Here is an 8905-nt window from a genome sequence, read left to right as displayed (position 1 = left end):
GGGCGGCCGGTCATACGGCACGCTCCATGTCCCGCGACCGGCCGTCCCGTACGACGATCTCGCGGTCCGAGTACGCGGCGACCCGGGTCTCGTGCGTGACGAGGACGACGGCCGCGTTGGCGGACCGGGCGGCGTCGGTGAGCAGTTCCATCACGCGCTCGCCGTTGAGCGAGTCGAGGGCGCCGGTGGGCTCGTCGGCGAACAGCAGCCGCGGGCCGGTGACCAGGGCGCGGGCCACGGCGACGCGCTGGCCCTGGCCGCCGGAGACCTCGCCGGGCCGCTTGCCCTTCAGGTCGTCGACCTCCAGGCGCTCCATCCACGCCAGGGCGGTGCGCTCGGCCTCCTTGCGGGAGGTGCCGTTCAGCCGCAGCGGCAGGGCCACGTTCTCGACGCAGGTCAGCTCCGGAACCAACTGGCCGAACTGGAAGACGAACCCGAACTCGGACCGCCGCAGCGCGCTGCGCTGGGAGTCGTTCATCGTCGCCATCTCGCGGCCGTCGTACATGATCGACCCCGAGTCGGGCGTCACGATGCCGGCGAGGCAGTGCAGGAGGGTCGACTTGCCGGAGCCGGAGGGGCCCATCACGGCGACGACCTCGCCCGGGTGGATGGAGAACCCGGCGCCGTCGAGGGCGTTCGTGGGGCCGTACGCCTTGCGCAGGTCGTGGGCCACGAGCAGGGAGCCTGCGGGGGTCATCGGGTCACCGCCTCTGCGAGCTTGCCGAGGCGCGCGGCGGTGAGTTCCAGCCACCGCAGGTCCGCCTCCAGGTGGAAGAGGGCGTGGTCGCAGATCAGCTGATCGGCGAGGTCGCCCTTGCGCTTGCGGTCGGTGAGGATACGCATCATGCGCAGGTGCTCCGAGCGCTGGGTGTCGAGGATGTCGGACGCGTCGCGGTGCGTCAGGAGGGCGAGGACGACCTTCGTGTAGAGGGTCGACTGGAGGTAGGGCTCGGGCTTCTCCGGCGTCGCGAGCCACCGCTGGACGTCGGTGACGCCCGCCTCGGTGATGGCGTAGCGCTTGCGCTCGGGGCCGTCGCCCGCCTCTATCCCGTCGACCTCCACGAGGCCGTTCTTCAGCAGGCGGGACATCGTCGAATAGACCTGGCCGTAATGGAGCGGCCGGTCGTGACCGAACTTCTCGTCGAAGGCCCGCTTCAGGTCGTAACCGTGACGGGGCCCGGACTCCAGGAGTCCTAGGAGCGTGTGACCGATGGACATGCGGAGCACTGTACACAGTGCGTATACACGGCGTGTATACGCACTGTGTAGACGTGGGCTCAGGAGGTGCTGCCTCGCAGGTCAGAGGTGATTGTCACGATTCTGCGACCGTGGAGGCGGGGMGGAGCGGGGTGGGACGGATCGCGGACCGGTGCGGCGCCGTCGTGGCCGGTCGCGCCGTTCCCCGCGCCCCTGGCGGGCGCCCACCGGGCCCGCCGGGGCAACCTTCCGGGCCCGTGAGTCGTCGGTTCCTGTGGGGCGCGTGCTGATTCTCACGTCCGTAAAAGGCCGGATCGACGGACGTTTGTCCAGGGGTGCGGTGTTAGCTTGCTGAGCTGACCCGGGCGACGAACCTGTGAGACACGAGAGACGGAAGCGGAGCGGACGGATCCATGGGACGAGCGGACGAGAGACGAGCGCGGCAGCGCGGTGGCCACCGCGGCGCGCCGAAACGCTCGTCGAAGGCGGGCGGCAGGAGCGGCATACGCCGCTTCTTCACCTGGAAGAAGCTCCTCGGCACGTTCTTCGGCCTCTGTCTGCTCGGGATGGCCGCGTTCGTCGCGCTGTACCTGCTGATCGACGTCCCCAAGGGGAACGCGGCCGCGGTGCAGCAGAGCAACATCTACAAGTACAGCAACGGTGCGACGCTCGCCCGCGTCGGCGAGGTCAACCGTGAGCTGGTCGACCTGGACCAGATCGACAAGGGCGTGCGGATGACCTTCGTCGCCGCCGAGAACAAGTCCTTCTACAAGGACTCCGGCGTCGACTTCAGGGGCACGGCCCGCGGTCTGCTCAACACGCTGTCCGGCAAGGGCAAGCAGGGCGGCTCGACGATCACCCAGCAGTACGTCAAGAACTACTACCTCACGCAGGACCAGACCGTCACGCGCAAGCTGAAGGAACTGGTCATCTCGCTCAAGGTGGACCGCCAGAAGTCCAAGGACGACATCCTCGCGGGCTACATCAACACCAGCTACTACGGCCGCAACGCCTGGGGCATCCAGGCCGCCGCGCAGGCGTACTACCGCGTCGACGCGAACGACCTGTCGGTCGAGCAGGGCGCGTACCTGGCGGCGCTGCTGCAGGCCCCGAGCCAGTACGACTGGGCGGTCGCCACCGACACCAGCAAGGAGCTGGTGAAGAACCGCTGGAACTACGTCCTGGACAACATGGTCGAGGAGGGCTGGCTGAAGTCGGGCGAGCGCGACGCGATGAAGTTCCCCGTACCCGAGGAGCCCAAGGGCGCGCCCGGTCTGGAGGGCCAGGCCGGCTACCTGGTCGAGGCCGCCAACACGGCCCTCGCGAAGCAGCTCGTCGGGCAGGGCACGGCCGCCGACATGGACGAGGCCGAGACGATGGTCAAGGCGGGCGGCTGGACCCTCACGCTGAACATCGACAAGAAGAAGCAGGCCCAGCTGGAGAAGTCCGTCAAGGCCCAGCTGACCGGCAAGCTCGACGGCAAGAAGCGCAAGGTCGACGCCGACGTCCAGGCCGGCGCGGCCTCCGTCGACCCGAAGACGGGCCGGGTCCTCGCGATGTACGGCGGCGTGGACTACGTCAAGCACTTCACCAACAACGCGACGCGCCGCGACTACCAGCCCGCCTCCACGTTCAAGCCGGTGATCCTCGCCGCGGCCGTCCAGGAGGGCGCCACGACCCAGGACGACCAGCCGATCACCGCGAACACGATCTACGACGGAACCAGCAAGCGGCCCGTCCTCGACGACGGGGCGAAGGTCGGCTTCTCCCCGCCGAACGAGGACGACGTCGACTACGGCGACGTCACCGTGCAGACCGCGATGAACAAGTCCATCAACTCCGTCTTCGCGCAGATGGGCGTCGACGTCGGCATGGACCAGGTCATGAAGACCGCGGGCGAGCTCGGCATGGACGTCGAGGGCGTCAAGTCGGTGCCCGCGCAGACCCTGGGCACCATGGGCGCCAGCCCGCTGGAGATGGCCGGCGTCTACGCCACCCTCGACAACCACGGCAAGAAGGTCACCCCGGCCCTCGTGAAGTCGGTCCAGCACAAGGACCGCACGGTCAGGTTCCCGGACGCGATCGGCGAGCAGGTCGTCAGCCGCGAGGCCGCCGACACCGTCACCTCGGTGCTGACGGGCGTGGTCGACGACGGTACGGCCAGGACGTCGGTGCGCGACAACCCGAACCGGGACGGCCAGCAGGTCGCGGGCAAGACCGGCACCTCCGACTTCAACCGGTCGGCCTGGTTCACCGGCTACACGCCGAACCTCGTCACCTCGGTCGGGCTGTTCGGCGAGGACGACAAGCCCCCGCACAAGCAGGTCTCCCTGACCGGTGCCACCGGGCTCCTGCCCGGCAAGGGCCGCGTCAACGGCGGTGGCTACCCGGCGCAGATCTGGGCGGCGTACACCTTCGGCGCGATGGGGGACGTCTCCGAGTTCGACCTGGACACCGACCAGGGTGCGGCCGTGCGGCCCACCGAGACGCCGACGGTGTCCGAGACGCCGACGACCCCGTCCGAGGAGCCGTCCTCGGAGGAGCCGACGACGAAGCCGCCGTCGTCCAGCCCGGAGGAAGAGGAGAGCACACCGGAGGAGACCCCTTCGGACGACCTCCCGACCTCCCCGTCGACGAGCCCGTCATCCTCCCCACCGGGAGGAATAGAACTCCCCCCGGACCCGGACGACCCCCAGGCGAACGAGAACGAGTAACGGAACCCCGCGCCCTGAAAAGGGCGCGGGGAACGGCGCAGCTTTTCAGGGGCGCGGGGAACGGCGCAATCTTTTAGGGGCGCGGGGAACGGCGCGACCAGCCACGACGGCCCCGCAGCGACCCGAACCCCCCGCGCCCCGACGCCGCCGGACCCCAACCGTCACCCATGGTCAGATAGAGCCCCCGCCCACCCTCATCGGTGGCCCGGGCGTTCCGCAACCGCGGCAACTGCGGCACGTCGTCCCCCACCTCGCACCGCAGCACATCGGTCCGCAGCAACCGCAGCGTGACGGGCCGCGAGGCGTACCGCACCGCGTTGGTGACGACCTCGCTGATCAGCAGCTCCACGGAGTCCGTGAGCTCCTCCAGGTCCCAGCGGGAGAGCGCCTTGCGGGCCAGCCGCCGCGCCCGCCCGGGCGCCGCGTCCTCCGGGTCGAGGTGCCAGACCGCGACGTCGCTGGGCGCGATCCCGTCGAACCGCGCGGCGAGCAGCGCGATGTCGTCGTCCCGGTCACCCGGACCGAGCATGTCGAGCACCTCGTCGCACAGCGCCTCCAGCGGCGGCGGATGGTCGGGGCCGGTCAGCTGCGCGGTGGCGGCGATCCGCTCCCGCAGCTGCTCTATCCCCGTCCACACGTCCCGCAGCCGCGACTCCACGAGCCCGTCGGTGTAGAGCAGCAGTGTGGCGCCCGCGGGCGCGTCCAGCTCGACCGCCTCGAAGTCCACACCGCCTACGCCGATGGGGGCACCCGGCGGTACGCGCAGGACCTCGGCCCGCCCGCCCAGATGCAGCAGGACCGGCGGCGGATGGCCCGCGTTGGCGATGGTGATGCGGTGCGCGACCGGGTCGTACACCGCGTACAGGCAGGTCGCCATGCGGTCGGTGCCCAGGCGCTGGGCCTGCTCGTCCAGGTGGTGCAGGACCTCCTGGGGCGGCAGGTCCAGCCCGGCCAGGGTCTGCGCGGTCGTCCGCAGCTGGCCCATGATCGCCGCCGAGGTCATGGAGTGGCCCATGACGTCGCCGACGACGAGGGCGACCCGGCTGCCGGGCAGCGGGATCGCGTCGTACCAGTCGCCGCCCACCCGGGCGGTCTCGGCGGCCGGCAGGTAGCGGGAGGCCAGCCGCACGCCCGTGGGGCGCGGCAGCGTCTCGGGCAGCATCGTGCGCTGCAGCTCGTCGGCGATGTACGCCTCGCGCCCGTACAGCACCGCCTTGTCGATGCCGAGCGCGCTGTGCGTGGCGAGCTGCGCCGCGACCAGCAGGTCGTCGGTCTCGAAGGCGGGCCGGTCGGGGCGGCGCAGGAACAGCGCGGCCCCGATCACGCGCCGCCGGCCGCGCAGCGGCGCGAGGATCGCGCGCTGGCCGCCGGGCACGGTCAGGTCGTCACCGATCAGCTCGGGCAGCGCGGCCCGGGCGGCGGGCGCGTCCGCGAAGACCGGCCGCACCCCGCGCAGCACCTCGTTCAGCGCGCCGCCGGGCCGTACGGTGCACAGCTCGGCGGTGACGCCCACGTCGGGCTCGGGCTGCAGGGCGGGCAGCAGGAAGCCCTCGGTGTCCCGGTCCTCGGGGATGCGGTCCGTGCGGCGCAGCCGCAGCACGACGGGGCCCATCGGCCGCTCGTCGCCCACCGGCAGCGGATCGCGCAGGTAGACGAGGATCGCGTCCGAGAAGGTCGGGACGGTCGCCCGGCATAGCCCCATCACGATCTCGTCGAGGTCGATGCCGCGGGCGATCCGCCGGGTGGCGGCGCCCACGAAGCGCAGCCGGTCGCCGTCGCGGCGCATCGGCATGGGCGTGCCGGGCGGCGGCTGGCTCTGTCCCGTACGGCGGTCCTTGCCGCCCTGGTGGGCCGGGGCCTCGGCGCCGGGCTGGGTCACGATCGCCTCCGGTACGGGCCGCGGACGGTGCGGACCCGGCTCCGCCGCGGACGGCTGGGACTGCCCGGGACCGGACCCGGCGGGCGGGTCGGCCGGGCCGTGCCCTCCCGAGGGTGCGGGCGGGCCCTGGTTGCCGGCCGGGGAACCCGACGCGGCGGACGTGCCGGTGGCGGCGGTCCGGACGTCCGCGGGCACGGACGGGCCGTCCGCGGTCCGGCCGGCCCCGCCGTCCTGGACGGGCGCTGCTGCGGCCCCCGGTGGGGCGGGGGTGCCGGTGGTCCTGCCCTGCGCGGGTAAACCGGCTGAGCCCGGTACCGGCGGCTCAGGGGTGCGCAGGAGCGCCCCGCGGGGGTCCGCGGGGGCCGTCGGCCGGGCAGCACTCGGCTGCCGGCGCTCATGGGAGATGGGGTGCTCCGTCACGCGTGTCGAATCCATCCGTCCGGTGCTGCGCGCCCTGCGTGCAGTTCGTCCCGCGAAGAACCCGATACCCGGAATGCGTGTCCCAGGAACGGATTTACCGCGTGATCAGACAGCCTCTCAGAAGAAGGACCTGCGGACACCGGCGGGAACCATCTCTTTCGCCCACTCCCGGCCGTGCCGCCGTGGCCCTCGTACCCCTCGCTCACGTCCTGCCGCCCCTCGGTGACGTTCGGTCAAGCCCGGCGCATCGTACGGGAGTTGCCGGATGCACCCGTCCGCCGTCCGGCCACCGCTTCCCAACGGCGGTGCGGTGCACCGGCCCTGACAGTCCGTTCTCTTCGCCCTCTTGCGTTCTGTTCGTTGCTGTTCGCTGTTGTGCGTTGCGGAGGACGATCCTACGGTTCTACCACGGGGGCGCATCAAGGGTCTCATGTGGACACGTGCGCGGGCGTGCGATCCCAGTCGTCCGGCAGGGACGGGACGGGCCAGGCAGGATCCGGGCGCCAGTGCTCCCAGCCGTCCGAGAACGGCGGGCCCCAGCGCCGGATCACCTCCACCGCCGCCCGTCCGGCCTCCCGCACGCGCTCCGCCGACCGGGCGTCCATCAGGCCGTCCCGCTGGGCCTGTGCGAACTCGTCCTCGTCGCGCCAGCCCCAGCTGCGGTCCGGGTGCACCGTGATGTCCAGGAAGTGGTCCTCGGAGTCGACCCCGCCGGACCATCTGACCAGCGGTTCCTCCAGGTTGACGTACCAGTTCTTGAACTTCCAGCCCGGCTCCCAGAACAGCCACACCGACCACGGCCGGCCCGGCTGCGCCAGCTTGAGCACGCCGGTGCCGAACCAGCGGTCCTGCTGCACGGTCCGCGGCCGGGTGTAGCGGGTCTCCAGCGGCTCCGCGTGCACCGGCGTGCCGTCCGCGAGGACCGGCTTCGTGCACGGGGTCCCCGGGGCCAGCCAGACGGCGAGCACCTCCTCGTCGTCCCGTACGACGGTCACGGGACGCACGATGTGGAAGCGCTCGCCGGCGTTCTCCCGGTACCGCCACAGGATCTGACTCCCGGGGTTCCAGTACGCCGCCGGACCGCCCGATTCCACGTGTGTCACCGCTCCACCCTCTGCCATGGACAGATATTAGGTGCCCGGGGCATACGACGCGGCGTTCGGAGCCATGGTTCGTCCGCCGGCGGGACGACGTTACGGGCGCGTCATCCGCAGGACATCCAGGGCCTCGTCCAGCTGCTCCCGGGTGAGGTCCCCGCGCTCCACGTAACCGGAGTCCAGCACCACCTCGCGGATGGTCCGCCGCTCGGCCAGCGCCTTCTTGGCGACCTTCGCGGCCTCCTCGTACCCGATGTACTTGTTCAGCGGGGTCACCACCGACGGCGACGACTCGGCGTACTCTCGGGCCCGCTCGCGGTTGGCGGTGATGCCGTCCACGGTGCGGTCGGCGAGCAGCCGGGAGACGTTCGCGAGCAGCCGGACCGACTCCAGGACGTTCTTGGCGATGACCGGCAGCATGACGTTGAGCTCGAAGTTGCCGGAGGCCCCGGCGACGGCGATCGTGGCGTCGTTCCCGGTCACCTGGGCGGCCACCATCAGCACGGCCTCGGGGATGACGGGGTTCACCTTGCCGGGCATGATCGACGAGCCGGGCTGGAGGTCGGGCAGGTTGATCTCCGCGAGCCCGGTGCGCGGTCCCGACGCCATCCACCGCAGGTCGTTGGCGATCTTCGTGAGGCCCACCGCGACGGTCCTCAGCTGGCCGCTGGTCTCGACGACGCCGTCCCGCGCGCCCTGGGCCTCGAAGTGGTCGCGCGCCTCGGTCAGCGGCAGCCCGGTGGTCCGCGCGACCTCGGCGATCACGGCGGCGGAGAAGCCGGGCGGTGTGTTGATGCCGGTCCCCACGGCCGTCCCGCCCAGGGGCAGCTCGGCGAGCCGGGGCAGGGAGGCCTCCAGCCGCTCGATCCCGTACCGCACCTGAGCCGCGTACCCGCCGAACTCCTGGCCGAGCGTCACCGGGGTGGCGTCCATGAGGTGGGTGCGCCCCGACTTCACGACGTCGGCGAACTCCTCGGACTTGCGGCCCAGCGCGGCGGCGAGGTGCTCAAGGGCGGGGATCAGGTCGCGGGTGACGGCGGCGGTCGCGGCGATGTGCAGGGACGACGGGAAGACGTCGTTGCTGGACTGGGAGGCGTTGACGTGGTCGTTCGGGTGGACCTCCCGGCCGAGCCGCTCCGTCGCCAGGGTGGCGAGCACCTCGTTGGTGTTCATGTTGGACGACGTCCCGGAACCGGTCTGGAAGACGTCCACGGGGAAGTGCTCGTCCCACTTCCCGTCCGCGACCTCGGCCGCCGCCTCCTGGATGGCCTCCGCGACGTCCTTGTCCAGCACGCCGAGGCCGGCGTTCACCTTGGCCGCGGCCGCCTTGATCCTGGCCAGGGCCTCGATGTGGGCGCGCTCCAGGTGCTGGCCGGAGATGGGGAAGTTCTCGACGGCGCGCTGGGTCTGGGCGCGCCACTTCGCGTCCGCGGGGACGCGGACCTCGCCCATGGAGTCGTGTTCGATGRGGTAGTCGGTCATACCAGGTGTATCGCCCCCGCCGCCCCTGCCCATTCCCGTCCCTGGGGCTGCGCCCCAGACCCCCTGTCGCGCTGCGCGCTCCTGCGCAGTTCCCCGCGCCTCTAGGTACCTAGGGG

General features: G+C 71.6%; 6 protein-coding genes. 1 reads left to right on the top strand and 5 read right to left on the bottom strand.

Going from position 1 to position 8905, the window contains the following annotated elements:
* Positions 1–10 precede the first annotated feature (10 nt).
* Both FGF04_RS14630 and FGF04_RS14625 read right to left on the bottom strand, forming a co-directional pair.
* A complete protein-coding gene (locus tag FGF04_RS14630; RefSeq protein ID WP_149512275.1) occupies positions 11–697 on the bottom strand; it encodes an ABC transporter ATP-binding protein in 687 nt (228 codons plus the stop codon).
* Positions 694–1218 (bottom strand): PadR family transcriptional regulator, encoded by a 525-nt coding sequence (locus FGF04_RS14625; protein WP_149511736.1) that lies wholly within the window; start codon positions 1216–1218, stop codon positions 694–696. Before FGF04_RS14625 ends, FGF04_RS14630 begins: the two co-directional genes overlap by 4 nt.
* 392 nt (positions 1219–1610) lie before the next feature.
* On the opposite strand from FGF04_RS14625, the gene FGF04_RS14620 reads away from it, so the two are divergent.
* On the top strand, positions 1611–3911 hold the full coding sequence (locus tag FGF04_RS14620) for a transglycosylase domain-containing protein (protein WP_149511735.1): 2301 nt from the start codon (positions 1611–1613) through the stop codon (positions 3909–3911).
* Positions 3912–3984: 73 nt separating this feature from the next.
* On the opposite strand, the gene FGF04_RS14615 is transcribed toward FGF04_RS14620, so the two are convergent.
* The 3 genes from FGF04_RS14615 to FGF04_RS14605 all read right to left on the bottom strand — a co-directional run bounded on the left by FGF04_RS14615 (position 3985) and on the right by FGF04_RS14605 (position 8789).
* Positions 3985–6225 carry an ATP-binding SpoIIE family protein phosphatase gene (locus FGF04_RS14615; protein ID WP_235882333.1) on the bottom strand — a complete coding sequence of 747 codons (2241 nt, stop codon included), beginning with the start codon at positions 6223–6225 and terminating at the stop codon, positions 3985–3987.
* 413 nt (positions 6226–6638) lie between these two features.
* A complete protein-coding gene (gene fomD / locus FGF04_RS14610; protein ID WP_149511734.1) occupies positions 6639–7331 on the bottom strand; it encodes a cytidylyl-2-hydroxypropylphosphonate hydrolase in 693 nt (230 codons plus the stop codon).
* A gap of 72 nt (positions 7332–7403) precedes the next feature.
* Complete coding sequence (locus tag FGF04_RS14605) at positions 7404–8789, bottom strand: class II fumarate hydratase (protein ID WP_149511733.1); 1386 nt, start codon at positions 8787–8789, stop codon at positions 7404–7406.
* Between the last annotated feature and the right edge of the window lie 116 nt (positions 8790–8905).

Source organism: Streptomyces apricus, assembly GCF_008369065.1.
Classification (GTDB): domain Bacteria; phylum Actinomycetota; class Actinomycetes; order Streptomycetales; family Streptomycetaceae; genus Streptomyces; species Streptomyces apricus.
This window is presented reverse-complemented; position numbering and strand designations above follow the sequence as displayed.

What these genes read in the sequence shown, in the direction of transcription:
- FGF04_RS14625 (WP_149511736.1), bottom strand. Translation starts at nt 1,218, where the DNA reads ATGTCCATCGGTCACACGCTCCTAGGACTCCTGGAGTCCGGGCCCCGT.
- fomD (WP_149511734.1), bottom strand. Translation starts at nt 7,331, where the DNA reads ATGGCAGAGGGTGGAGCGGTGACACACGTGGAATCGGGCGGTCCGGCG.
- FGF04_RS14630 (WP_149512275.1), bottom strand. Translation starts at nt 697, where the DNA reads ATGACCCCCGCAGGCTCCCTGCTCGTGGCCCACGACCTGCGCAAGGCG.
- FGF04_RS14620 (WP_149511735.1), top strand. Translation starts at nt 1,611, where the DNA reads ATGGGACGAGCGGACGAGAGACGAGCGCGGCAGCGCGGTGGCCACCGC.
- FGF04_RS14615 (WP_235882333.1), bottom strand. Translation starts at nt 6,225, where the DNA reads ATGGATTCGACACGCGTGACGGAGCACCCCATCTCCCATGAGCGCCGG.